We start from the raw sequence: 25,749 nt of genomic DNA, 5'->3' as shown, positions 1-25,749 counted from the left end.
TACCGGAGCGGGCTGTTCGACACCTTATAATGTCGCTTTTGAAACCTGGTACCCGGCCTCTCATGCAGTCTTCCACGCAGTCACCTATCGTCAACATCGCTGCCTATAAATTCATCAGCATCGCCGACACCCCGGCGGCGCGACCGGTGTTTCTCGATCAGTGCAACCTGCTTGGACTGAAGGGCACGATCCTGCTGACGCCAGAAGGCATCAACCTGTTTTTGGCGGGTACGCGCACTGCCATCGACGGCTTCGTGCAGTGGCTGCGCGCCGATGCACGTTTTGCCGACATCGAGATCAAGGAAAGCCAGTCCGGCGAGCAGCCGTTCAACAAGATGCTGGTCAAGCTGAAGGCCGAAATCATCACCATGAAAATGCCGCTGATCCGGCCCGAACAAGGCCGTGCACCAGCGGTCACGCCGGGCACGCTCAAGCGCTGGCTCGACGCCGGTCAGGATGACCATGGCAAGCCGGTGGTGATGCTCGACACCCGCAACGCCTTCGAAGTCGATGTCGGCACCTTCGACAACACGATCGAGTACCGGATCGACAAGTTCAGCGAATTCCCGGCGGTCGTGGCGCAGCATCGCGACGCACTGGCGGGCAAGACCATCGTCACGTTTTGCACCGGCGGAATCCGCTGCGAAAAAGCCGCGATCCACATGCAGGAAGTCGGCTTCGACAGCGTGTATCAGCTTGATGGCGGCATCCTGAAATACTTCGAGGAGGTCGGTGGCGCGCACTACACGGGCGATTGTTTTGTGTTCGACCAGCGCACCGCACTCGACCCGCAGCTGGCGCCGTCGCTGGCGATCACCTGCCCGGCATGCCAGGCGCAGGTCTCGCCGCGCCAGCAATTGTCGGCGGCGTATCGGGACGGGGAGTGTTGTCCGCATTGTGTGGATAAATGACGGACCGAACGTGCATGACGGTGTTCTAGCGCGGCAAGCATCGAGGAATTGCGCGCCTCGGGCGCACGGGAATCTGCTTATCCATCTGCTGGCATGCGGCAGCACACAACAGAAAAACTACCCGCCAGCGAAACCGTCATCGGAGCCCGAGCCAGCACTGTCGCCATCACGAACAGCCTCGATGACCTTGTTGCGCCCGCTGCCCTTGGCACGATACAGGGCCAGATCGGCGGCACTGACAAGGTCATCCGGGTGCTGCATGCTGGCGTCGAGCATCGCGACACCGATACTGACCGTCACGTCGGCGGCACCCAACGCCTCGATCGCCACGCGGTAGCGTTCGGCCAGCACCAGCGCGCCAAAGCGATCGGTGTTCGGTAGCACGACCGCAAATTCTTCCCCGCCGAAGCGCGCCAGTGTGTCCTGTCCGCGCGCCTGCGCTTGCAGCGTACGGGCGACTTTGCGCAACATGCGGTCGCCAGCCTGATGACCATGCAGATCATTGAAGTGCTTGAAAAAGTCGACATCCAGCATCAGGAACGACAGCGCGGCGCCATAGCGCCGGGCCCGCTCGAACTCCTGCCGGATGCGCTGCTCGAAGGCCCGCCGGTTGTGCAATCCGGTCAGCGCATCGGTTGCGCTGAGGATTTCGAGATGTTCGAGGGACTCGGACAGATGCGCGATTTTCTGTTGCGCCGCCAGAAGCGCCACCACCTGGCGCGCCAGCAGTCGCAAGCCTTCCTGCTGTGTCGCCGACAACTGCCCCGGTTGCGGATCAAAGACGCATAACGTGCCGATTACCGTACCCAGAGAGTCGATCAGCGGAGCGGCTGCATACAGTCGCAAGCCGTGGCCGGCTTCGCTTGGTGGCGTCTCGGCCAGCAGGTCGGGCACCATCAGCACCTGGCCTGCCACTAGCCCGGCAGTGCTCCAGACCGACAGGTCGCGCACCCTCTCGGCAAGTGACTCACCCAATTGCAATACGAGATCGGGCGTCTTCTGGCCGGTCAGGCTGATCACCGCAACGGCGGTGCCGCACAACAGGTTGGCCAGGCGAATGATGTCGTCGTAGCTTGTGTCAGGCAGCGGATCGTTGACCGCACCGCCGCTCATTGCCGCCACGTGCAGTCCCGCATCGGGCAGTGACTGCCCGACGTTCGGTTGTGCGGATTGGGTGGACGACAGTGGCATGAGAGGAGCGCAGATTTCCAGGGTGGAACATTGTAACTGCGTCGGGGTAGGTTGGCCTGGAATTAATACATGGGCCCATTGAATCCGGTCAAGGCATCGAGTCCGATGCCACTGACGCAGGGATGTCAACTGTCCACGATCGCTGACAGGGTCAGCATTTGCGCAATCCGCCCATGATGCTTAACTCGTGATCCTCTGGCGATTCGCGCCCCACCAGTTGCGTCCGTAGACAAGCAGCGACGACAGCACTACACCCAGCAGCAAACTGATCAGCAAGGTCGTCGACAGTGGCAGCGTATGCGATTCGGGCAAACTTGGGCCGGCAATGAAGCGGGTTTTTTCGAGATACAGATTGATGGATTTCTGGTTGTCGATCGTGATCGTGTTGTAGACCTCTTTGACGACCGGGTCCTTCAGATCCTGCTTCTTGAAAACCTCTTCCTTGATCGTCTCCAGAGAACGCAGCATCGTCGCGCTGGAATTGCCACCGTCGAGAACACTCTTTGCGCGGTCGTAATAGTCGCGCAGGATTAGCGCCTGACGTTGCTCGCGTTGCGCCGTAGTTATCGCTTCGTTGGCTTCTGATGTACCGACTTCCGTCGACATCAGATGCGTCACTGGTGGCAAGTAACGGGCATTGTCACCGGTCACCAGAAAGGGCTGACGCCCTGCCGCGCCGGCCATGTCCGGATAACGAGTCACAATCTGTCGCAATGCCGTGCCCTGGCGCTGATAGCTGTCGAGCCTTTCTTTCAGGTCAATAATGTCATTGTCCAGTTTGGTCACTCGGGCGGTGATCTCCGAATGCTTGAAGCGCAAGGCATCCGAGTAGGTCAGATAAATGATGCCATCCATCGCATAGCCACCCAGCAAGGTCACGAGATGCTGCGCCATTTCCGGCGTTCCGGCGGCGTAGTTGATGCGCAGGCCGATCACGTTGTTACTGGCGTCCTTGGTTTGCTCCATCAGCTCTTTTGCATCCAGTTTGGTGAACGGATACACCGGTTGCACTAGCGCCGTAATACCATCCTTCGAGGCGAAAGTGCGCTGCAGGGCCATCGCTTCGGGCGTGCCTGTCAGTTTGTTCTGGGTGATGAATTGATCAAGACGTCCAGGGGTGCCGAAGGCTGCTGCGTAGCGTTTGTAGTCGGCCAGCGCGATGCCCGGACTTGGTAGCGGCTCCTTGTCTCCAGGCAGGCGCTCACGCGGCAATGGAATTGCGCCGCCGAACTGTAAAAACCCTTCACTGCGGTACTTCGACAACTTGAGAGACACTGCGGCACCAAGCAACATGGCAATCAGTGCACCCGCCAGGATCAGCTTGCGTCCGCGCCAGAGCGGCACCACCAAGTCAGTCAGGGACAACTGCATTTCATCACTACTATCGTGCTGGCCGTTGTCGTGACTACTGCCATTGCTCTCAATACGACTGTGCGGTCGGGTATCTTTTTCCATGGTTGTCCGATGTTTGCAAAGAGGCGGAGTTTAGCATCATCGATGCGGTCGACCGCACCAGAAAACACATACACGCACTTTGTTATGGTCGCTATTTCACTGCACGAATCTTGCGACCAACCTGGTGCTCGACTCGCCATACAAAATCCTCGATGCCGCATTGCGGCGAGTATTCCGAGACAATCTGGGTCAGCAAAACACGGATAGCCTCATGGTCAAACTTCTCGCAAGCGACGCCCAGCCGTGCAAGAAACTGCTCCAGCACCGGCCACGGAATATCATCCTCCTGCGCGCGCATGATCAATGGATGACCGGTGCCAATCACGTTGTCGCTGATCAGCAGTTCTTCATATAATTTTTCGCCCGGACGCAGGCCCACGAACTGAATATCGATGTCGTGCGCCTCGGCGGGATCGGTCCTGATTTCCAGTCCGCTCAGGTGCACCATGCGTTTGGCCAGGTCGACGATCTTGACCGGCTCGCCCATGTCCAGCACAAACACATCCCCACCCTCGCCCATTGCACCAGCCTGCAGCACCAGTTGCGCCGCTTCGGGTATGGTCATGAAATAGCGCGTGATATCCGGATGTGTAATCGTGATCGGCCCGCCCGCCATGATCTGACTGCGAAATAACGGCACCACCGAACCCGATGATCCGAGCACATTTCCAAAGCGCACCATGCAAAAGCGGGTCTTTTGCTGCGTCTTTGAAAACGCCTGCAAGACCAGTTCGGCCAGTCGCTTTGTGGCGCCCATGACATTGGTCGGTCGCACCGCCTTGTCGGTCGAAATCAGCACAAAGCAACTGACACCGGCCGCAATCGCCGCACGCGCCAGGCTGAGAGTGCCGAAGGCATTATTGCGCACACCCTCGATCGGATTGTGCTCCACCAGCGGAACATGTTTGTACGCCGCCGCATGGTAGAGCGTCTCGACATGGAAGGACCGCATGATCTGCTGGCATTTGACCGAATCGAGGACCGAGCCAAGAAAAGGGATCAGCTCTGTCTCCAGACCCGTTATCCTTTTGAGCTTCAATAATTCCTGTTCAATCGTGTACAGCCCGAATTCGGACATGTCGAACAGAATCAATCGCGTCGGCTCCTGCCGAAGTATCTGGCGACACAACTCGGAGCCGATCGAGCCACCTGCGCCGGTCACCATAACTGACTTGCCCGTGATGCATCTGGCCATCAGGTCGTGCAGTGGCTCGACGGGGTCGCGCCCAAGCAAGTCTTCGATTTCGATTTCACGCACGTCCTGCACTTGGGCTAGCCCACTGACCAGATTCCGGATTGGTGGTGTGACCAGCGTCTTGATTTTCAGGGGTTCTAGCTTGTCGAGGATGCGACGCTGGCCGGCCTTGGACAGAGACGGCATCGCCAGCAATATTTTGGTGATCTCCTTATCGGCGACGAGAGTTGACAACGCATCTGGCCCGTAGACCCGGACCCCTGAAATGATCGAGCCCTGCAATTCGCGTTTGTCGTCGATGAATGCGACAGGGCGGTAGTCTTTGGAATTCGCTAGAGCGATAGCAAGTTGGTTACCGGCTGCGCCGGCGCCATAAATTGCGACCCGAACGCCGCCGGCTGTACCACTGATCAGCGTGATGTAGGCCCGCACCAGAAACCGGCTGGTGGCGACGTACATTATCGTGCTGATCCAGTAGATGCCGAAAACACCGCGCGATAACCCGCTCATGCCGGTTGTGAAGACCGCCGCGACCACCAGGATGAAGACCGACAGCGTGACGCCTAGCGCGACCACGTACATGATCCGGTGATCAATGAAACGGATTACTGCACGATACAGCCCTAGCCTGGTAAAGATGGGGATCGAGACGAACGGGACTAGGGCGATCAACCAGAGGTAAGGCCGGACGACGTCCATGGTCAGGCTGTCATAGCGCAGCCACATTGCCAGGCAAAACGTCAGCGGCAGGAAGAAGAAATCCACCATGACGGCAAGTATTTTTTTATGCAGGCGCGTAAGGTCGGAGAAAAATCGCATCGGTCGCAATCAAAATAAAAAAACTATCAGCGATACCACGTCGGATTTCATATTGGGTATCACGTTAAATCGCCATCACGAGCGCACATATGGCAATGCGCAAGCGACGCGAAATTGATCGTGATCGACGTTGAAGGGTAACATTTAATAGGTGGTATCGATCGTTGTCTTTAATCGGAATGTGCAATCGATGTCTCCAACGAATGCTTGCCGCATCCTAAGAACGTCATTCAGAAGCGCTCACACGTCTGCATTGAGACTGCTAACTGAACAGCGACACTTGGACGGCATTGCACTCGATTTGTGTCGATTGAAGACGGTTACTCCAAACTGCGATCTAGTCCTACGGCAACATACATTGCAGAGGTCTACTTACACAGAGAGCGTCAACAACGTACCCCATTCTCAATGAGACACCCCGTCCCGCCGAATCACCTTGACAAAGGTCAGCCACAAAATACGGAAATCAAGAGCCAACGAATGGCTCTGCAGGTATTCTGCGTCCAGTTTGACCTTGTCAGGAATGGGCAGTTCATCGCGCCCGTTTATTTGCGCCCAACCTGTCAGTCCGGGCACGAGTTCATGCACGCCTAACTCGGTACGCAGCGCGATAAGGTCGTGCTGGTTAAATAGCGCAGGACGGGGCCCGACAAAGCTCATATCGCCGGCCAGAATACTCCACAACTGCGGCAGTTCATCCAGGCTGCTTTTGCGCAAAAAGTTACCAATTGGCGTGAGATGCGCTTTGGGATCCGCCAGCAAATGCGTTGCTACAGCGGGCGTTCCCACCCGCATGCTACGGAACTTTGGCATCTTGAATAGTGTGTTGTGCCGCCCTACACGATCCGACCAATACAGAGCAGGCCCAGGAGAAGTCAGTCGCACCAGTGCCGCGACGAGAACCACGGGCACTGTCAAAAACACAGTCGCCGCCAAGGCCAACAATAAATCAAAAATCCGCTTCAAATTCATAGTCCTTCTGCAGCCTTCTTCAGGCCTTGATCCAGTGTGAGTGGCGGCGTCCACCCAAGCAAACGGCGGGTTTTTTCAATATCCACCTGCAAGGATCCGCACAAACGTTGGGCGACATCCGCCTTGCCCACAATGGCCGCAGCAAGTTCGAGGAGACTGGCTGGCAGAGGCACCAAACGCGCCGGGTGTCCGAGGGCAATTCCCATGCGGCGCAACAGCTCAGTAGTGGAAACGTCTTCACCATCGGAGACAAGAAAAGTCTGATTGGCTGCGGCGGGGTGCTTAAGGCACATCATCAGCAAGTCGACCAGATTGTCTAGTGATACCAGACTGCGCCGGTTATTGATGGAACCCAGCGGCAAAGGCACGCCGCGCTGCAGCCAGTGCATCATCACGGCGAAATTGGCCTTGACACCGAGGCCATAGACCAAGGGCGGGCGGATAATCACTACTTCCATTCCTGTCTGCAAGGCGACCTTCCGCAGGCCTTGTTCAGCCTCCATCTTGGACACGCCGTAATCGTCTAATGGCGCAGGCGTATCGTCGGCCATGAACGACTGCCCACGCTGCGTCGCTTCTCCGTTGACTTTGATGGAACTGATAAATACAAAGCGCTGCACGCCTGAAGCAGCTGCCTGTCTGGCCAAGTTTAAAGTGCCTTGCACATTTACATTGCGAAATGCCTCAAGAGGATTTGCTGCGGTATCTTCCATGACATGCACACGCGCTGCGCAATGTACAACAGCAGAAACCCCCTTCAGAGCAGCTGACCAATCGGTTGATGACTCTAGGTCCCCAGTTACGTGCTTCACTACCCGCTCTGACAACTTCGGACCAGCTCGGCGCACAGCTACTGCTACACATTGAAGCTCATCTTTAGCCAGCAAGCGCTCAACAACTGCTCTACCGACAAAGCCTGTGGAGCCAGTTATCAGAATCACGCATTCACCTCTGTTTCTTTATACAAGTTCGCTGCTTCGAAAAACAAAGCTTCCAATCGATCCATCAGCAATGTTCGACCAAACTCCTTTTGGGCAAAGGTGCGACCATTCACACCAAGTTGATACCGCCGATCAACACTCATGGCCGCCATTTCAAGTACGGCGGATGCAAGCCCACCCGCGTCACCCGCTGCGCAAACCAGACCCGCGTCAGAATCCATAATAACCTTCGCCCCCTCGCCATCGAGCATGCCCACAAGTGGCAAACCCGCCATCAGGTAAGACTGAACCTTGCCAGGGATAGTCATGCTGAAGACCGGGTCTTTTTTTAGAGACACCAGCAGTGCATCCGCATGCACATAAAAAGACGGCATGCGCTCCACTGGAAACCGGCCTAATAGCAAGACGCTGCCTTGCAGGCCGCGACGCTCCACTTCCTCTTGAAGCCAACCGGACTTCCGGCCATCTCCCACGATGAGCCAACGAATAGAGGCGTTATGCTTCAAGGATTCTGCAGCAGCGAGAACAGCTGGCAAGTCTTGCGCCTCACCGATATTTCCAGCAAAAAGTACATTGAATACTCCCTCGAGCACTGGCACTTCCGGAGCCGGAACCAGATCAATTTCACTAAAAACATCTTCCGCCCAACTGGGGAAGTAGCGAATCTTCCGAGTGTCTGAACAAAACTTAGCAATGCTCGTGAGAAAACTGCGCGATTGACCTAACACCAACGTGCAGCGGTCATAAATAAACTTCACCATATGCCCTACCCAACCCAACAACTTCGGTGAACGGACAGCACCTATAGCGGCCAATGTTTCTGGCCACAAGTCCAAAGCCCAGAAAACAACTGGTGCATGCTTGATTCGGCCAAGCAAGATCGCAGGCAGGCCTACCGTTACTGGTGAGGGCTCAAAAACAAAGATGACATCCACATGCTGACCTCGCAGACGCCACGGCCCGAACAGACAGGCCCCGATCACAAAGCTCAGGTAATTCAGCAACAAGCGGACTGCTCCTTGGCCCCTTGCCAACATCGGAACGCGCTTGACGCTAGCACCGCGGTATTCCCCGAAGTCATTGGGATTTTGTAGGTACGTGGCAAATACCCTCCCCGCCGGGTAATTCGGAATACCCGTCAATACCGTAACACTGTGCCCGCGCTTTACGAGCTCTTGAGTGAGGTCATTGATCCTGAAATTTTCGGGCCAGAAGTATTGAGTGACTATCAGAATTTTCATGCGCCCGCCGCTTCTAATACTTTTTCCATACCACACGGTTAACGTAGTCGGTGTAGCTGTGGATGATGCGCAGTACCTTGTCGGAAACATTGGGCATACTGTAGTCATCAACCTGGCGCAGGCCACGGGTTTCACCACGCGCCTGATTGGCTAGAATGGCAAGACCCTGACGCACGCGGTCCACTTCCAGCCCAACCATCATGACTGCAGCCTCTTCCATGCCTTCTGGCCGCTCGTGTGCCTCACGCAGGTTGAGCGCGGGAAAGTTTAGTATAGATGACTCTTCGTTAATGGTACCACTGTCTGAAAGCACCGCTTGAGCCGACATCTGCAGCTTTACATAGTCATGAAAACCAAGCGGCTTGAGCAGGCGTACCCCAGGGTGAAAAAGTACACCTGTAGCGTCAATGCGTTTTTGGGTGCGTGGGTGAGTAGATACGATTACCGGCAGGCTGTGGTCTTCCGCCAAGGCGTTGAGTACCGCCACAAGCTTGTTGAATGAGTGAGGGGATTCGATGTTTTCTTCCCGGTGGGCGCTGACCAAAAAGTAGCGCTCCGCGTCCAACCCCACGCGCGCTAACACGTCGGACGCCTCAATATTCGGACGATAATGCGTTAGCACCTCAAACATTGGACTGCCCGTCTTGATGACCAAATCAGGCGGAAGGCCCTCACGCAACAGGTAGTCGCGCGCAATACTGCTGTAGGTCAGATTAACATCGGCTGTGTGGTCCACTATGCGGCGGTTGGTTTCTTCCGGCACGCGCTGATCAAAGCAGCGATTGCCTGCCTCCATATGGAAGATAGGAATTTTTCGCCGCTTGGCCGGAATTACCGACAAGCAACTGTTGGTATCGCCTAGCACTAGCATGGCCTCAGGCTGCACTTCGGCCAACAGCTGGTCCACGCCGATGATAAGGTTGCCTATCGTATGCGCGGCGCTGGTAACGTTCGCCGCACTATTCAAAAAGCGGTCGGGTTTGCGCACACCCAAGTCATCAAAAAACACTTGATTGAGTTCGTAGTCGTAGTTTTGGCCAGTATGAACCAGCACATGCTCGCAATGCTCGTCCAACTTGGCTAACACGCGCGAGAGGCGAATGATTTCGGGTCGGGTACCCACCACGGTCAATACTTTTAATTTCTTCATGGAATTACTCTCATTTTTATGAGCTGCTAATGCAAGATGTAGGCATGTGATGGGTCTATTCGACATTCAAACCGCACAAGCAAACGTATCCGGCCGGGCGCGGTCAAACACCTCGTTAGCCCAAAGCATCACAACTATCTCGTCCTGCCCAATATTGGTAATGTCGTGCGTCCAACCGGGCACTGTTTCGACAATCTCGCTCTTATCGCCTGAAGTGACCAACTCATGCATCTGACCGGTTTGCATGTGGCGGAACTTGAAACGGGCCTGCCCCTTTATCACCAAGAATTTCTCGGTCTTGCTGTGGTGGTAGTGCCCGCCACGCGTTATGCCAGAGTGCGCTGTGAAGAAAGAGAACTGGCCGCAATCGGGCGTCTTCAGCATTTCCGAAAATACGCCACGTGGGTCGCCGTACTGCGGCACAGTATATGTAAATGACTCCACCGGTAGATAACTTACGTAAGTGGCATAAAGCGCCCGCACCAGTCCGCTGCCCACACGCTCAGTCATCAGGGTGGTGCGGCTATCCTTGAAAGCCTGAATCTGGCGCGCAACCTCACCCACGGTGCTAGTGTATTGCGGTGCCACTGTCGCAAAACCGTCAGGGCCTATGGCGGTATCGGCTCCATCCATCAGTTGTACAAAACGTGCAATCACATCGTCCACATATACCAGTGTGATGGGCGCATTGGGATCATTCACCTGAACCGGCAAATCCCGCGCGATATTGTTGCAAAACGTTGCAACGGCAGAATTGTAGTTGGGCTTACACCATTTGCCGAATACATTGGGTAACCTAAAAATATGTACCGGCACCGCGTGGCTGCGCTCGACAGCCCGCAAGGATTCCTCTGCCGCAAGCTTGCTCTTGCCATAAAGGTTATCGCGTCCCGCCTGAGCGGAAGATGTGCAAATGATGGGCACATGCCTACCCGTAGTCTTGACCACATCACTCACCACTCGACACAGCGCCAGCGTTAAGTCCGCATTACCCTTGGTGAAATCATGAGGGTCTTGCGGGCGGTTTACCCCGGCTAGGTGAAACACAAAATCCACCCCCTGAAGCAAATCCGGCAGGTCGACAACATTGTTGCTGCGGGTGAAGCAAACCACTTCGATATCTTTGCGCTCCGCGAGGTGCAACTGCAGGTTTTTTCCTACAAACCCGTTGGAACCTGTGATTAATACCTTCACGGCGTCAGTCCTCTGCCACGGCGTGCTCGCCACGCGCGATCCGTTGCATGAAGTCCAGCTTAAGCAACAGGGCCTTCATGCCCGCTACATCCAGCCTCGTTGTGTTGTGCGAATGGTACTCCTCGGCATGAGAGCTTTGCGTGAGGCGCTCCTCACCCATCTCTACAAACTTGGCATAGTTGAGGTCGCGGCCATCAGGCGGTACTCGGAAGTAGTCGCCCAAGTCTTCCGCACAGGCCATTTCTTCACGGCTCAGCAAAGCTTCATATAGCTTTTCGCCATGACGGGTACCAATGCAGAGCACCTCATGATCAGGCTTTCCCATAAGTGCCAAAATGGCCTCCGTGAGCACATGTACGGTAGCTGCGGGTGCCTTTTGCACAAAAATATCACCGTTGTTGCCATGCTCAAACGCATAGAGCACTAGGTCCACTGCATCGGTCAGCGTCATCATGAATCGCGTCATCGCTGGGTCAGTCACGGTAATGGGCTTACCTGCTAGCACCTGTTCTACGAACAATGGTATGACCGACCCGCGCGACGCCATCACATTGCCATAGCGAGTACCGCAGATAATGGTGCTGGTGTCTTCCAAGTTGCGACTTGCAGCCACCATTACCTTTTCCATCATCGCCTTACTGATGCCCATTGCGTTAATGGGGTATACCGCCTTGTCAGTGCTTAAGCAAACCACACGCTGCACCCCAGCGGCAATCGCTGCCTCCAGAATATTCTCAGTGCCTAACACGTTGGTCCTCACCGCCTGCATTGGGTGGAATTCGCACGATGGTACTTGTTTGAGTGCTGCGGCATGAAACACATAGTCGACGCCTCGCATGGCCACCGCTACACTGCGCATGTCGCGTACATCACCAATGTAGAACTTAAGCTTAGAGTTGGCATAGCGCTTACGCATGTCATCCTGCTTCTTTTCATCGCGGCTAAATATCCGAATTTCAGAAAAACTAGAATTAATAAATCTACGAAGTATGGCATTGCCAAAAGAACCCGTACCACCAGTAATTAACAGTACTTTAGAGTCAAACATTTATTAGCCTAATTAAAAAAATATTCTATCAACAGGGCGCCTTATTTAAATCAAATCTCAGGCAACAACAGTAACAACAGCAAAAAATTCGGCTAACACAATTCCACTAAATGAAAAATATTGATTTATCATAAAAAAAGCAATCAAGTGCGCATAGACTAAGAATGAGTTTATTCCGATATCAGCAACGAAATTTTAAAACCATTTTAGAAGCTATTTTTAAAATATTTAATACAAAGCTTTTAAAAAGGAAAATTATGATTTTAAATTTTCCACATACCTCTGTTTTGCCTATAACTTGACAAAAAAACTAGAAGCCTAGAAAAGTTTGTAAACCTATTCGGACCAACAATCCGAAGAATAATTCGCATTAACATATTAACTAACTTAAATTTTATTTTATGGCTGCTAATATCATCGAAACTATTTGACTGATAGGAAGTCAACATTTTTCCAGCTAGGTAATTTCTCCGTGCAAATTTGCCTATCGGCCCCTCCGCATCAAAAGGATCGGTATCATTTGAAAACTCAGCAGCAACACATGCATATGCGCGCCGAAGAGTAGGAGATATATAGTCGCCATTCGACATATAGTCGAAACCATACTTTATTTGAGGAGCGGCCGACGAGTGGGATTGAAGATCAGTACTATAAGCAAAGCTCAATTCGTGCAAATCTTGCCTATTTCTATGTTCTTCGGCAAGCGGACGTCTGGTCAGACGCTCCGGATTATTTTCATCAAAAGAGCTGAAATGAAAAAATATTAAAGGAAATTCTCCATTCACCAGATATTTTCCATTAGCTGTTTTCGTTAAAGTTCTTTCCTGCACGTTCCAAAACGCTACGTTGTAGCCCAAATTAAAAGACACATACAAGTCCGGAAAAAAACAAGGGGCAATGCTTACCCATTTTTGATCGGTAGATAACCCAAACTGAGTCTCAAAATAACCGAAGCGAATACAACGATCACTCCACCAACGCAAAAAATCTAGTCCTTGAGCGGACTTGGTTATAGCAAAAAAACCAAGATTAAACGATCCAAAACGCATCATTCCAATATCGCTATCCACCAAAATATCAGAATGCGGCTTTGTGTAATGTGGAGTTAATACGATTGGATTATTTTTTAGATCCATCAACACCGGCGCTAGCGAATCGAAAAGACATGTATCAGGATCAAGAAATATAACTTTCTCGTAGTGCTCCATTAACCCAAGTGCAATGAAAGGCTTTAGGCTCGTACTAAACTCTGTAATATCATATTTAAATGCCATTTGATAGAGATTCGGCACGCCAATATCTTCAATCCAAATAAATTCAGCAAGCATTTCTGGTAATTTAACGTTAATCTTTTTATCAAAAATATATATTTTTAATAGTCTCCCTTCAAATTGCAATAACGATTTTGCAAGAACCAAAGCTTTTGGCAAATAAGCTAAATTACAAACCGTAAATACGGTGAAATCATTTTTTTCAAAAGTATTCATCATTTGCTTTTATTTGACCGGCCTTAAAAATCTGGATAACACTTGAACAACCAAAAATACGGAGGCAAATTTTAAAATTAAAGCTGCAAATTCAAATTCGAACGAAAGTAAGGCTGAAAATAACAATTTGCAACTGGATTTAAGATTGTCTCGTACACGGAAAAGTGGATACGCTCTTAAGATAAGAGTTTTCTGGAAAATTCTGTATTTTTTATCTGCTTGCTCAGTCGAATGATCAAAGCCTGGTGTTCTCGCAAATTTACCGACTTTAAATCCGTTTCTCTTTGAATTTAAACAAAACTCATAATCGACACCATCAACGAAATACGACTCGTTATGCCAACCAATATTTTTCAAATTCTTCAAGAAAAATAAACTACCGCTATTGATCGCCACCTTAACATCTTGAAGAACATCGCCACTAGTTGAATTTTGTCTATTGCTAGCGTCAAAAACAACCGCACTATATGTAGCCTCTAATATATTATGATTTATGTAATAGCTCTCGATAAAACTCAACGTTGCAGACTCGAAAATCGTATCCTGATCAAAAAATAACAACGCTGAATTACCTTCGTAATACGCCTGCGCACAAATTGAAGACATACCGAGGCCCAAACCGATATTCTTACCTATCGTTAAATATACTATCTCTCCCCTACTCAAACAAAAATCTCTCACATTTGATTCTTCAGGAGAGTTGTCAAAAATATATATTTTAAAACCATCAAGGGTAGCCTTATTTAATCTTTCAATAAAACTATTTTCAGGTTTATAAATAATAAATCCGATTGCAATTTTATGCTGTGTATGCATAGATAGCTTCTTTAAATATTGATTAACGCATATTTTATTATGCAAGTCAAAAACATTAATTTTAAATTAAATCATCATCTTAAACTCACTTACAAAATAACAACTCCATGGTGCATTTAATCTTAGCTGATAGGCAGCTAAACAACGGATTAGGATGTGACCTTACGTAAGTCGCTTAACTCGACAGGTCCTTTCGCGGCGGCAGGGTTAAAGCGCTCTTGCAAAAAACCAACATTCTTAACACTAACAAATGTCGTTAATAAAAATAAAAATTTTGTCGCTTCATTCATTTCAAATATTCTTAACTTTAAATGTCCCAGAAAAAAGGAAATTATAAAAATATAAGAGATATAAACTCCCAATTTTGGAATTACTTTTTTTTCATAAAGTATATTAATATTTTTTATCAGACAAATAAAAATAAGACCAAAAAATAAGTACAGTAGAAACGAAAGAATTAGCCCTCCTGCATATAGGATCTGAAGATATCCTACATCGGTGTATAAAATCGAGCTAATTTCCGGTGTTATTAGAGCTCCGCGACCAAATACCCAGTCTTGAAAATTAAAGCTTTGTAAGATTGAAAAATTTGATAAATCGTTGAAAGTTGGACTTCCACTATCACTATAAAAACTCGAAAAGCCTTCATTCCAGATCCATATTATTAAATGGTCGATTATTGGTCCAAAATCGCCATTGATACCAAAAAAATTTACAAGAATAAATAATATAAAAATGATTGAACAAAAAATAAAGATTCCTCTGATTTTTGTCACAAATGGGGCAAATACGAAGTAGAATGCTAATGCAATTCCAATAGGTAAAAATGCAATTCTAGCGTTTAACGCTACTAAAGAAATTATCATTATAGTAAAAACTAAAAATAATATTTTTGAACGCAAGAAATTACTGAACCATACAACTACCAAAATCAGACTTAGCAAAAATGGAAACCATGCCAAATAAGTATTTCCAATACCGAAACCTCTGAATGGAAGTATTTCTGAAGACATAATAATATCTTCATCTTTAAAATTCATGAAATTAATAAAATACTGATATTTCAACTCTGGCACTAAAAGCATTACCAAAGCTGATGCGAACTGAAAAATACAAATTACCAGTACTACCCGCAAAAAGTCAGAATAGGTAATGTTTAGCTTTTCAGCGTATTTTGCGAGGAAAAAAGCGGGCAATAAACCATCCAAAAAAATGCGTAATGCATAGAAGCTAAACGTTGCAGATGATATTCCAGACCCAAATATAATTTCGACAGAAGCGCTGTACAGGACGATTATAAATATAAGATAAATAACCCACCGCCAAGCCATAAAGAATTTCATGCTCACACCGGATATAAAAAAGTATCCCAAAGCAATTAAAGTCATTCCAACTGATAACGGAATACCATATATTTTTATCCCATAAGCAAATAAAAAAATAAAAATAAGTATTCCGTACTTAAAATTTGATATACGAGAACTTTTATTCATTTTATTTTATTTTAAGAATAGATGATAAATAATAATTTCAAATTGACATAAAAAATTCTTTAAGAATTTTTATGGTTAAACGTCAAAATATTTTTGACTCATACCCTCTATAATATTATCGGTTATGCTTCAAAATTCGCAATAAATATCCAGGCATTCGAAGACCGAAATCGCATAGACAAAGCCAAGGCACGTTATTAGCAAATGAAATTTTAATTACCAATCTTAAATAACGCCATCCGAGCGAAAATTGCTTTTTACAAATCAATAAAATTGCACGTTTAATATATTCTTCACAAACAGCTTTGGATCTATTTTCTAAGGAAAAAAATCTTCTAATAACTTTGCGTTTCATCGTGGTCATAAAGGTGCTCATCTTGTGTACTTGGCTGCTATGAACACGGTAATAAAATGAAACTCGATCAAAAAACATGAATTCTTTTTTCAACTTGAGTGATTGAAAAATCCGGATATGTAGCGACCAGTCGTCAGATCCTGTTTGCTCATCGAATCCTCCGAGATCAATCAGAAAATTCCGCCTTATCAATCTGGCTTGGGAATAAAATCCTGGGGCAGTACTGAGGAGATGATCTCGCATCGCAGTTACGCCGCGCTCAAGAAATGGTTGAATAGGTTTATGTAAATTTCCGAACCGCTTCTCGTTAAGCTGAAATTGCCCATTAGAAAACATAACTTTCAACTGCAGATTGGTATCGAAGTAACTTACTTCATCTTTCAGTCGGTGTAGCGCCATTATATCGTCTGATGCGAGCACCCCAATTATTTCACCTGAGGACTCTTTTAGCGCAACGTTTAGAGAACGGCAAATACCTGCATTGCTTTGCTCTATCACTTTCATGGGGATTGGCGATAGCTTCATCAACCGTGCAAGGATATCTCGTGAATCATCAACCGAACCATCATCCACCACGACAAGCTCCATGTCGGGGTAGTCTTGCGCCCAAACGCTCCGAATTGCCTCTTCAAGAAAAAGGGCATGGTTATAGCTCGGAATCAGAATACTGACCTTTACGCTTACTTTCTTCATGTTTTTACAAACTCAATCAATTTAATATTTTTCTTATATGTCTTAAAGACACTCTCCCTAGCTCAATACTTTAAACAATATTTTCATCACAACGTACTCATTTACAATTACATCGCAATTTCTAATTATCAGATATTTAAACACACTAAGCCAAGCGCTAATTGATGCATTCTTCCTAGTCTTAACTTTATCCATTAAATAATTACCACACATATACATACGATTTTCTAGATAAGACTTAGTGATTCGGAGTATTACAATGTAAATTTTGCACCTGTTTGCTCACTTCTAAAAACATTTAACTTTCCGGCAATTATCTTAATGCTGTTGTTTATAGATGAGCATGCACTGGCGGTGATTTTAGTTGCTAAATGGCATGAAGAAAACCGCAAAATTAAATCAGATAGCACTGAAAAAGTAAACGGACCTTTTAAAGTTTTCAAAATTATTTTTTCAAATCTTGATAGCAACTTCACAGGCTAAAATGAGCTTAAGAGCTACTTTTTTCTAGCTTGACAATATTTTTCTTCGAATTTTTTTTTAGCTAAAGCTCACATCAAACTAGTTTCAATTTATTGTAGTGAAAATTATAACTGAGTTACAAGGTGGAGTAGTTTTCCATTTTTTTCATTTCAAATTTCACAAAATAAGCCATAACTATCCAATATAAACTGTAGTTCAATGCATACGACATAGCAACACCACGGAGACCGAACAAGTCAACCAGCCACCAACTAAATAAAAAAAACGAAAGAGAAAATAAAATTTCTGTAATCACAAAAACCCGAACCATCGCTCGACCAATCATGATATACGCCAACACCCATGAGCCAATCTTGATGACATCTCCCGTCAATTGCCAAGCAAAAAGCTCTCTCATAGGTTGAAAATCCTGAGTGAATAAAATCTGGATAATAAAATCCCTAAGTAGATAAATCGAAAGAGCACCAACGACGACAATGGGCATTACAAAGCGATACACCTTGATAATCTCTGCCTTTAGCTCTGGCGCTGTTCTAATTTCGGCAACTCTTGGGAGATAGTAAATACCCAATGTCGTTGTGACTAGCATCAAATATATCTCACTAATCTTCCACGATGCTTGCCAAAATCCTGCGGCAGGCAAGCCAAGCCTCGAAGCAATATGGTCACGAATCAACATATAACTGACGGGAACAGCCAAAGCCGAAGTTATGCCCATGATCGCAAAACCGGACAGCTCGCGCATCGATGACGCATCCATCTTGCCCCATAAGGAATGTAAGTTGAACCAATAGCGCCTCGCCACCAATGCTGCGGTAGATAGCAACACGACAGCTGGACTGATGGTGAAGGCAAGCAATGCGCCAAAAAGTCCGAAGTAATAAGCCAGCAATCCAATCAGCAACAAGCTGACTATGCTGCCTGATATGTTTGCTGCAATATAAACGCCCACCTCCTTTTTGCCATTCACGATAGCAAGAAGCAAATTATTGGCCGCCATGGCTGGTAGTGCCAATGCTAGCCAAATAAATATGTTAGACATATCTGAGCGGTGCAGCAGCCATTCAGACAAGGGCTCCCCCACTAGAAGCAAAGCAACTCCCGCAAGAAGCGATGCGGCCAAGGAGAAGCGAATTGCAGTTTGCCAAACTTGATACTGTTTAGCCTCATCGTCAAAATGCTGTGCGGTGCTTTTTGTTACACCGGCTGCCACCAATCCTCCAGCCAGGCTGACTAAAATGGCCACCACGTTTTGAAATTGACCAATGATGGCATAGCCCGCGGGGCCCACATAAATGGCAAGTACTTTGTTCAGTACCAATGCGCTAGCCAATTTAATGGCAACTGCGATGCCGTTGAGTAGGCTGGTTTTAACCAAGCTCATTGCCGACAAACTGCCTTGGTCGCAAGTTGCACGGCTTGCACGACTGCGCATACATCTTCTTTTGTAAGAGCTGGCCCCATTGGCAGGCTAAGTACTTGATCGGCCATGCTCCTAGCTAGTGGGAAGGCCGCCTGAGCCCAGTTAGAGTGCGCATACGCCTGTTGCAAATGCGGTGGAATGGGGTAATGAATCAGCGTGCCCACGCCTGCATCGGTCAATGCTTGCTGTAAGGCATCCCGTTCGGGATGTCGCAATACGTACAGATGCCAGACAGGTTCTGCCCAGTCCGGCACTTGAGGCAACTTTAGTCCGCTGTTAGCGAGGCCTTGCTGGTAACACAGTGCAATATCACTGCGACGGGCATTCCATATATCAAGGTGGGCCAGTTTCACGCGCAAAATCGCCGCTTGAAGTGGGTCAAGTCGGCTGTTGTAGCCCTGTGTTTCGTTGACATACTTCACACGCGAGCCGTAGTTACGCAATACTCGGATTCGATCCGCAATTTGTGGGTCATTCGTCGTCACAGCGCCACCGTCACCCATGGCACCCAGATTTTTTCCTGGGTAAAAGCTCCAAGCGACCGCATCGCCATGCGCTCCCAAGCGCTCGCCCTTGTAGCGTGCACCGTGAGCTTGTGCGCCGTCTTCAAGCACGCGCAGTCCGTGCTTGCGCGCTATAGCTAGAATCCGATCCATGTCGGCGGGTTGGCCGTACAAGTGCACAGGCAAGATGACTTTGGTACGCTTAGTGATAGCGGCCTCGATCAATTCTGGGTCGATATTGAAAGTCAGTACATCGGGCTCCACCGGTACAGGTGTGGCCCCACATTGACTTACGGCGAGCCAAGTAGCTATATAGGTGTTGCTAGGCACAATGACTTCATCCCCCGGCCCTACGCCCATAGCACGAAGTGCCAAGTGTAGGGCATCCAGGCCGTTGGCTACGCCTATCGCATGGTTTGCGTTGCAATAAGTAGCGTACTCTGCTTCAAACTGATCAAGTTCACTTCCGCCAATGAACCACCCGGAACTGACTACCCGGGCGATTGCTTCGTCCAGTTCATCCTTGAGTTCTAAATACGGGGCTTTTAAGTCAAGGAAGTTAATCACTTTGTCATATCCTCTATAACGATACCATTTGGCAAATAACGAAGATACTTTTCCATAGATAAATTAATTGCTAAGTTAGAAATCGTATATTCATATTGAATTTTATCTTCAGATACGCGGATTGCACCGAACCTCTCGTGAAATCTGCAAACATGTGCATTTGATTTATGAACTTGAAAATGAGCATTAACGAAACCTAGTGAATGAAGAGCATATGAATACACCATTAATGCAGATTCAATCGCGGCATTAACTGGCACCCCATCTTTTAAAATCCAACTGCCCCAGCAGAAGCTATCGCCTCTCGCATCATATAGCCTCACGGTTCCAAGTGGAATACCATAGAGATTTTCAATAATAAAATACGCTTCACTATTGCTTTTTTCATATTCCTCGAGCCAGTTTTGTTGTGAAATTAACTCACCAGATATTTTTGATATATGACGAGATTTATTTTCGTCCATTCGAAGTTTCAATATGAATTTTGCATCTGTCACACATGCATTTCGCAGAATTAACGACCTACCATGAATACGTCCCACCTTACGAATTTGAATGGAGTTCACTTTGTGTAACCTTTGACTGGAATTCTGAATAGTCGCGAATGTAATCCGTACTTTCGTAATAATGCGATGCGAAGACCAGTAGCACTGCATCAGCCGAGTATTTGTACTGAATGCCCCACACCATCGGCGCTAAATGCAGACCAACGTCGGGCTTATCTAGCAGGAACTCTTGGCGGTTGAAGCCGTCATCAGCAACCACCACACAACTGCCACGCACACATATCAGGAACTGATGGCATTTGCGGTGGGCGTGCTCACCTCTTGTTTCCATGCTGGGCACTTCAAAGACCATAAAGTAGCGTTTGACGGCAAATGGAACGCTGCGGTCGAATTCACCGACAGTGAGACTACCTCGAATATCAGGTATTCGAGGCATGTGGTGCAAGGTGACACCTTGGACACGAGTAGATGTGGCCCCAACTACAGGTTTCGTCGACACCATTTCCGAAACCTCGTTACGTGCGGCATCCACATAACCTACGATTTTGGCAGGACTGCCTTCCACAACCGCGTTAGGTGGAACTGATCGTGTAACTACCGCACCAGCTACGACCATGGCTTTGCTGCCAATTTCTACACCAGGTAAGATTACCGCGCCTGCACCGATCGATGCGCCATCATGAATTGTTGTAACGAGACATTTTTCCGGTTTTTGCTGGCTTCGTGAAAAACTGCCGTTAGTGAATGAAGCGTTAGGTCCGATGAACACGTCATTGCCCACACGCATACCATCCCAAAGCTGCACGCCGCTCTTGACGGTGACACGGTCGCCCACCACGACGTCGTCCTCGATCAGGCAGTGTGAACAGATGTTGCAGTCTTGCCCGATCTGGGCACCTTGCAGCACGACAACAAACTGCCAAAGGCGTGTGCCCGCGCCAATGGCGGTTGACTGCACGTCTGACATTGGATGAATAAATGGTTGACTCATGGTGTGTCCATGCAATTAGATTAATGAAACTGGAACGCCATCTACTATATTTTTTGAAGTTGATCGCGCAGTTGTGTATTGACGCGAAGCTGTCTCAATCATTACTTTTTCACCATACAACATGATGTGACTTGGGCTATACGACAGAGAGTACACAGCGCTTTCAAAATGTTAAGGCATCGCGAAGTAGCTTCCCTAGTTGATCTTTGATTGATAAGCTTGGAGTCAGCGTGAAAGGCCAATCGATCCCGATTTCCGGATCATTCCACGCGATACAACGCTCGAATTCCGGCGCGTAGTACTCGGTGGTTTTGTACAAAAAGTCGGCAGAGTCGCTCAAAACCAAAAACCCATGCGCAAATCCCGGTGGCAGCCATAACTGCTTGTGGTTGTCTTCTGTCAACTCGACGCCGACCCACTTGCCGAACGTGGATGATCCCTTCCGAATGTCCACCGCCACATCAAACACCGCACCACGCACTACACGAACGAGCTTGCCTTGTGGCTGCTGAACCTGGTAGTGCAGACCGCGCAGTACGCCCTTGGCACTGCGGCTGTGGTTGTCTTGAACGAAGTTCACATCGAGGTCGGCTGCCTCGTTGAACGCTTTTTGGTTGAAGCTCTCATAAAAGAAACCTCGTGCATCTCCGAATACTTTGGGTTCTATGATCAGAACGTCGGGGATGGTTGTGGCGGTAACGTTCATATTCAAAACACTTTGTTTGAGAGAATCTGGAGCAAATATCGCCCGTATCCATTCTTTTTGGGCGGCTGTGCTAGTCGATCAAGCTGAACAGCATCGATGTAGCCTTTGCGGTAGGCGATCTCTTCCGGGCACGCTACTTTTAAGCCTTGGCGGTTTTCGATGGTGGCAATAAATTGCCCTGCTTCCAGTAACGATTCGTGCGTGCCAGTGTCTAGCCAAGCCATACCGCGCCCCATCAGTTCGACATTGAGCTGACCTTGCTGCAGGTAGACACGATTGACGTCGGTAATCTCAAGTTCGCCGCGGTTTGAGGGCTTGATATTGGCGGCAATGTCACAGACCTGGTTGTCGTAAAAATATAGTCCTGTGACGGCGTAGTTTGACTTCGGCGCTGCTGGTTTTTCTTCGATGCTGACAGCGCATCGCTGTGCATCGAATTCGACTACGCCATAACGCTCAGGATCGTGAACGTGATACGCAAATACGGTGGAGCCTTCTTTGCGAGCAGTCGTAGCGCGCAATTGGGCTTCAAAGTCATGACCATAATAGATATTGTCACCCAAAATTAGTGCCGATTGCGAATTGCCAACAAAGTTGCGACCGATGATGAAGGCTTGCGCCAATCCGTCCGGGCTAGGCTGCACCGCGTAGCTGAGGTTGATGCCCCATTGGCTTCCGTCGCCCAGTAACTCCTGAAACCTCGGCGTATCTTGAGGGGTAGAGATGATCAGGATGTCTTTGATCCCAGCCAACATCAGCGTCGTAAGGGGGTAATAGATCATCGGCTTGTCATACACCGGCAGCAGTTGCTTGGAGACGGCCATCGTGACTGGGTATAGGCGTGTTCCGGAACCGCCAGCGAGAATAATACCTTTGCGTTGTGTCATGGAGGCCTAGAGAATTTCGGTAAGCATACGGGCAACGCCACTTTGCCAGTGCGGCAAAACCAGCCCGAACGTCTGATGCAGTTTTTCGGTATTGAGCCGCGAGTTTTTAGGGCGGGTAGCTGGCGTCGGAAAGGCACTGGTTCGCACCGGTAGAATCGCATCCGGCCCAACCTTGATCTCGATACCCGCCTGACGTGCAAAGGCGACCACGAAACTGGCATAGCCATGCCAGCTCGTTTCACCACCTGCAGCCAGATGATACAAACCACTGACTTCAGGACGTTGCAACGCCAATCGCAATGCGTGTGCAGTCACATCCGCCAGTAAATCGGCACCAGTCGGTGCGCCAATCTGGTCATCAATGACGCTTAGGCTGTCGCGCTCTTTTGCGAGGCGCAGCATAGTTTTAGCGAAGTTACCACCGCGTGCAGCATAGACCCAGCTGGTGCGAAAAATCAGGTGCTTGCAGCCGGACGCAAGGATGGCTTGTTCGCCTTCGAGTTTGGTCTGGCCGTAAACGCTCAGGGGGCCGCTCTGGTCGTCTTCGGTCCATGGCTGGTTGCCACTACCATCGAAGACATAGTCGGTGGAGTAATGCACCAGCCAGGCACCGCTACGACGGGCTTCCGCTGCGAGGACGCCGGGAGCCAAGGCATTGATCGTGCGCGCCAGTTCGCTTTCGCTCTCGGCTTTATCGACTGCCGTGTGGGCGGCAGCGTTGACGATGATGTCGGGAGCAACCGCTCGTACGGTGTCTGCAAGCCCGACCAGGTTGGTGAAGTCTCCGCACAACTCGGTACTGTCAAAGTCCACCGCCACCAGCTCACCCAGCGGTGCCAAACTTCGCTGCAGTTCCCAGCCAACCTGACCGCCCTTACCCAGCAACAGTATCTTCATGCCGCGCGCTCGGCGTAGTTCTTCTCGACCCAGGCGCGGTAGCTGCCGGACTGGACATTGGCCACCCAATCCTGGTTGTCGAGGTACCAGGCGACCGTCTTCCGAATGCCGGTATCAAAGGTTTCAGCGGGTTTCCAGCCGAGTTCGCGTTCGATCTTGCTGGCATCAATGGCGTAACGGCGGTCGTGACCGGGGCGGTCGGTGACGTAAGTGATTTGTTCGGTATAGCTTTTGCTGTCGGCGCGGCCGCGCAATCCGTCGAGCAAGGCACAGACGGTGTGGACAATCTCGATGTTCGGTTTTTCGTTCCAGCCACCGACGTTGTAGACCTCTCCAACCTGGCCCGCTTCGAGGACGCGGCGAATGGCGCTGCAGTGATCCTTGACATAAAGCCAGTCACGGATTTGCTGGCCGTCACCGTAGACCGGCAATGCCTTGCCTGCGAGCGCGTTGACGATCATCAAAGGAATCAATTTTTCCGGAAAATGGTACGGGCCGTAGTTGTTGGAACAGTTCGTCGTCAAGACGGGCATGCCGTAGGTATGATGGTAGGCACGCACCAAGTGATCGCTGGCGGCTTTGCTGGCGGAGTACGGGCTGTTTGGTTCGTAGCGATGCGTCTCGGTGAAGGCGGGCTCTGTCTTGGCGAGCGATCCGTACACTTCATCGGTGGAAACGTGCAGGAAGCGGAATGCCTGCTTTGCTTCGGCAGGTAGGCCGGTCCAGTAGGTGCGCACGGCTTCGAGCAAACGAAAGGTGCCGACGACGTTGGTCTGGACGAAATCTTCTGGCGCGTGGATCGAACGGTCGACGTGGCTTTCGGCAGCGAAGTTGAGGATGGCGCGGGGTTGGTGTTCGGTGAGCAGACGGGTTAGCAGAGCAGTGTCGCCAATGTCGCCATGGACGAAGATGTGGCGCGGATCGTTGGTGAGCGCTGCGAGGTTTTCGGGATTGCCCGCGTAGGTCAGCAGGTCGAGATTGATTACCGGCTCATCAGATTGGGCCAGCCAGTCGTTGACGAAATTCGCGCCGATGAAACCTGCCCCGCCTGTTACTAGAATCATGTCGTGCCTTTCAGTGTCTGAGCATCCGATGCGTTTGTTCTGGTCGACTAACAACGTCGATTCTTGATCGGATTGGTGCCCTGCGAAGAATGGATATGAAACCTGAAGTAGTCATGCCCCTTTCGCGGAATGGCTATATTTTAACTCAGCGAAGGAGTATTCCCTTCGGTACCGTAGCTAGTTATTACAAATCAGTGGGAGAAATACTAATTGATGAATACCAAAATTCCATGCTGCACAAAATGAGCAGTGCATTTGAATAACGCTTTGTCCGGCGACTAAAACTCACAATGAATTTTGGTTGGATGGCTATTTGTTCAGCGTTGGTTGATAACATACTTAGTCAACGTGGATGCTGATCAAGAGCACGTCGCATATGCATGCCAGCATCAAGGTGCTGAGCGGGTTATAGATCATGAGCTTGTCGTACACCGGCAGCAATTGCTTGCTGATGGCCAGTGTGGCCGGGTGCAGGCGGATTGTGGAGTGCCGTCGTGGCGCATCGGCAGCTGCGGTCGCGATCAGCACGCTTCGAATTCCGCAAGCAGGGTCAGAGTAATTTTCGCGGTGAAGCGTTGCGAAAACAAACTCTGACCCTGGTTGCTGCTGATGTGGTTTGCGATCGTTGGTAAGAGCGGACTTGGTGTCGGAGCGGCGCAGTGCAGTGGCATGCGAAGGACGCACGCTGCAGACGCGAGTTTCCGGGGTCAGAGTTTTTTCGCGGGGGGGATATCGCGAAAATTACTCTGACCCCGGAAACG

At 49.5% G+C, this 25,749-nt stretch carries 23 protein-coding genes and 1 pseudogene; 2 read left to right on the top strand and 22 right to left on the bottom strand.

Translation table 11 applies throughout. The features are described from left to right. The first annotated feature begins 62 nt into the window (after nucleotides 1–62). Complete coding sequence (locus ABD720_RS01750; protein WP_344761490.1) at nucleotides 63–911, top strand: sulfurtransferase; 849 nt, start codon at nucleotides 63–65, stop codon at nucleotides 909–911. A gap of 117 nt (nucleotides 912–1,028) precedes the next feature. On the opposite strand, the gene ABD720_RS01745 is transcribed toward ABD720_RS01750, so the two are convergent. The 13 genes from ABD720_RS01745 to ABD720_RS01685 form a co-directional block, all read right to left on the bottom strand. After that, entirely contained in the window at nucleotides 1,029–2,102 is a 1,074-nt protein-coding gene (locus ABD720_RS01745) for a GGDEF domain-containing protein (protein WP_344761489.1), read from the bottom strand. A gap of 180 nt (nucleotides 2,103–2,282) precedes the next feature. After that, a complete protein-coding gene (locus ABD720_RS01740) occupies nucleotides 2,283–3,557 on the bottom strand; it encodes a lipopolysaccharide biosynthesis protein (RefSeq protein WP_344761488.1) in 1,275 nt (424 codons plus the stop codon). Between the two features lie 91 nt (nucleotides 3,558–3,648). After that, nucleotides 3,649–5,571: a polysaccharide biosynthesis protein gene (locus ABD720_RS01735; protein ID WP_344761487.1), complete on the bottom strand. Its 1,923-nt coding sequence runs from the start codon at nucleotides 5,569–5,571 to the stop codon at nucleotides 3,649–3,651. A 405-nt stretch (nucleotides 5,572–5,976) separates the two neighbouring features. Next, nucleotides 5,977–6,537: a sugar transferase gene (locus ABD720_RS01730; protein WP_344761542.1), complete on the bottom strand. Its 561-nt coding sequence runs from the start codon at nucleotides 6,535–6,537 to the stop codon at nucleotides 5,977–5,979. A gap of 2 nt (nucleotides 6,538–6,539) precedes the next feature. Beyond that, nucleotides 6,540–7,484, bottom strand: a complete 945-nt coding sequence (locus tag ABD720_RS01725; protein ID WP_344761486.1) for a UDP-glucose 4-epimerase family protein — start codon at nucleotides 7,482–7,484, stop codon at nucleotides 6,540–6,542. Beyond that, nucleotides 7,481–8,725, bottom strand: coding sequence for a glycosyltransferase family 4 protein (locus ABD720_RS01720; RefSeq protein ID WP_344761485.1), 1,245 nt, complete (start codon nucleotides 8,723–8,725; stop codon nucleotides 7,481–7,483). The genes ABD720_RS01725 and ABD720_RS01720 overlap by 4 nt, the downstream gene beginning before the upstream one ends. A gap of 13 nt (nucleotides 8,726–8,738) precedes the next feature. Beyond that, nucleotides 8,739–9,875, bottom strand: coding sequence for a non-hydrolyzing UDP-N-acetylglucosamine 2-epimerase (gene wecB / locus ABD720_RS01715; RefSeq protein WP_344761484.1), 1,137 nt, complete (start codon nucleotides 9,873–9,875; stop codon nucleotides 8,739–8,741). Nucleotides 9,876–9,941: 66 nt separating this feature from the next. Next, on the bottom strand, nucleotides 9,942–11,069 hold the full coding sequence (gene wbjC, locus ABD720_RS01710; protein WP_344761483.1) for a UDP-2-acetamido-2,6-beta-L-arabino-hexul-4-ose reductase: 1,128 nt from the start codon (nucleotides 11,067–11,069) through the stop codon (nucleotides 9,942–9,944). Between the two features lie 4 nt (nucleotides 11,070–11,073). Further along, nucleotides 11,074–12,117 (bottom strand): polysaccharide biosynthesis protein, encoded by a 1,044-nt coding sequence (locus tag ABD720_RS01705; protein ID WP_344761482.1) that lies wholly within the window; start codon nucleotides 12,115–12,117, stop codon nucleotides 11,074–11,076. A gap of 263 nt (nucleotides 12,118–12,380) precedes the next feature. Next, a complete protein-coding gene (locus tag ABD720_RS01700; protein WP_344761481.1) occupies nucleotides 12,381–13,604 on the bottom strand; it encodes a glycosyltransferase family protein in 1,224 nt (407 codons plus the stop codon). A gap of 9 nt (nucleotides 13,605–13,613) precedes the next feature. Beyond that, nucleotides 13,614–14,420 (bottom strand): glycosyltransferase family protein, encoded by an 807-nt coding sequence (locus ABD720_RS01695; RefSeq protein ID WP_344761480.1) that lies wholly within the window; start codon nucleotides 14,418–14,420, stop codon nucleotides 13,614–13,616. Nucleotides 14,421–14,569: 149 nt separating this feature from the next. Further along, a complete protein-coding gene (locus ABD720_RS01690; protein ID WP_344761479.1) occupies nucleotides 14,570–15,913 on the bottom strand; it encodes a hypothetical protein in 1,344 nt (447 codons plus the stop codon). A 115-nt stretch (nucleotides 15,914–16,028) separates the two neighbouring features. Then, nucleotides 16,029–16,961, bottom strand: a complete 933-nt coding sequence (locus tag ABD720_RS01685; RefSeq protein ID WP_344761478.1) for a glycosyltransferase — start codon at nucleotides 16,959–16,961, stop codon at nucleotides 16,029–16,031. Nucleotides 16,962–17,282: 321 nt separating this feature from the next. Here ABD720_RS01685 and ABD720_RS01680 point away from each other — a divergent pair, with 321 nt between their 5' ends. Further along, entirely contained in the window at nucleotides 17,283–17,444 is a 162-nt protein-coding gene (locus ABD720_RS01680) for a hypothetical protein (RefSeq protein ID WP_344761477.1), read from the top strand. 115 nt (nucleotides 17,445–17,559) lie between these two features. Here the strand turns inward: ABD720_RS01680 and ABD720_RS01675 are convergent, their stop codons facing one another. The 9 genes and pseudogenes from ABD720_RS01675 to ABD720_RS01635 form a co-directional block, all read right to left on the bottom strand. Then, the gene (locus ABD720_RS01675; protein WP_344761476.1) at nucleotides 17,560–18,828 is read right to left on the bottom strand and encodes an O-antigen translocase; all 1,269 of its coding nucleotides are present in this window, start codon (nucleotides 18,826–18,828) and stop codon (nucleotides 17,560–17,562) included. After that, on the bottom strand, nucleotides 18,825–19,937 hold the full coding sequence (locus ABD720_RS01670; protein WP_344761475.1) for a DegT/DnrJ/EryC1/StrS family aminotransferase: 1,113 nt from the start codon (nucleotides 19,935–19,937) through the stop codon (nucleotides 18,825–18,827). The genes ABD720_RS01675 and ABD720_RS01670 overlap by 4 nt, the downstream gene beginning before the upstream one ends. Next, nucleotides 19,934–20,593, bottom strand: coding sequence for a GNAT family N-acetyltransferase (locus tag ABD720_RS01665; RefSeq protein WP_344761474.1), 660 nt, complete (start codon nucleotides 20,591–20,593; stop codon nucleotides 19,934–19,936). The genes ABD720_RS01670 and ABD720_RS01665 overlap by 4 nt, the downstream gene beginning before the upstream one ends. Next, on the bottom strand, nucleotides 20,481–21,434 hold the full coding sequence (locus tag ABD720_RS01660; RefSeq protein ID WP_344761473.1) for a WxcM-like domain-containing protein: 954 nt from the start codon (nucleotides 21,432–21,434) through the stop codon (nucleotides 20,481–20,483). The genes ABD720_RS01665 and ABD720_RS01660 overlap by 113 nt, the downstream gene beginning before the upstream one ends. A gap of 163 nt (nucleotides 21,435–21,597) precedes the next feature. Next, nucleotides 21,598–22,140: a dTDP-4-dehydrorhamnose 3,5-epimerase gene (gene rfbC, locus ABD720_RS01655; protein ID WP_344761472.1), complete on the bottom strand. Its 543-nt coding sequence runs from the start codon at nucleotides 22,138–22,140 to the stop codon at nucleotides 21,598–21,600. Between the two features lie 2 nt (nucleotides 22,141–22,142). Then, nucleotides 22,143–23,027 (bottom strand): glucose-1-phosphate thymidylyltransferase RfbA, encoded by an 885-nt coding sequence (gene rfbA / locus ABD720_RS01650; RefSeq protein WP_344761471.1) that lies wholly within the window; start codon nucleotides 23,025–23,027, stop codon nucleotides 22,143–22,145. A gap of 6 nt (nucleotides 23,028–23,033) precedes the next feature. Beyond that, nucleotides 23,034–23,924, bottom strand: coding sequence for a dTDP-4-dehydrorhamnose reductase (gene rfbD, locus ABD720_RS01645; protein ID WP_344761470.1), 891 nt, complete (start codon nucleotides 23,922–23,924; stop codon nucleotides 23,034–23,036). Next, nucleotides 23,921–24,988 carry a dTDP-glucose 4,6-dehydratase gene (gene rfbB, locus ABD720_RS01640; RefSeq protein WP_344761541.1) on the bottom strand — a complete coding sequence of 356 codons (1,068 nt, stop codon included), beginning with the start codon at nucleotides 24,986–24,988 and terminating at the stop codon, nucleotides 23,921–23,923. The genes rfbD and rfbB overlap by 4 nt, the downstream gene beginning before the upstream one ends. Nucleotides 24,989–25,330: 342 nt before the next feature. Continuing rightward, nucleotides 25,331–25,510 (bottom strand): annotated as a pseudogene (locus ABD720_RS01635) (sugar phosphate nucleotidyltransferase); the annotation flags it as partial. Nucleotides 25,511–25,749 lie beyond the last annotated feature (239 nt).

It is taken from the genome of Actimicrobium antarcticum, assembly GCF_039536745.1.
GTDB lineage: Bacteria > Pseudomonadota > Gammaproteobacteria > Burkholderiales > Burkholderiaceae_D > Actimicrobium > Actimicrobium antarcticum.
Note: the sequence above shows the minus strand (reverse complement) of the source record. Positions and strands in the feature narration are given on the sequence as shown.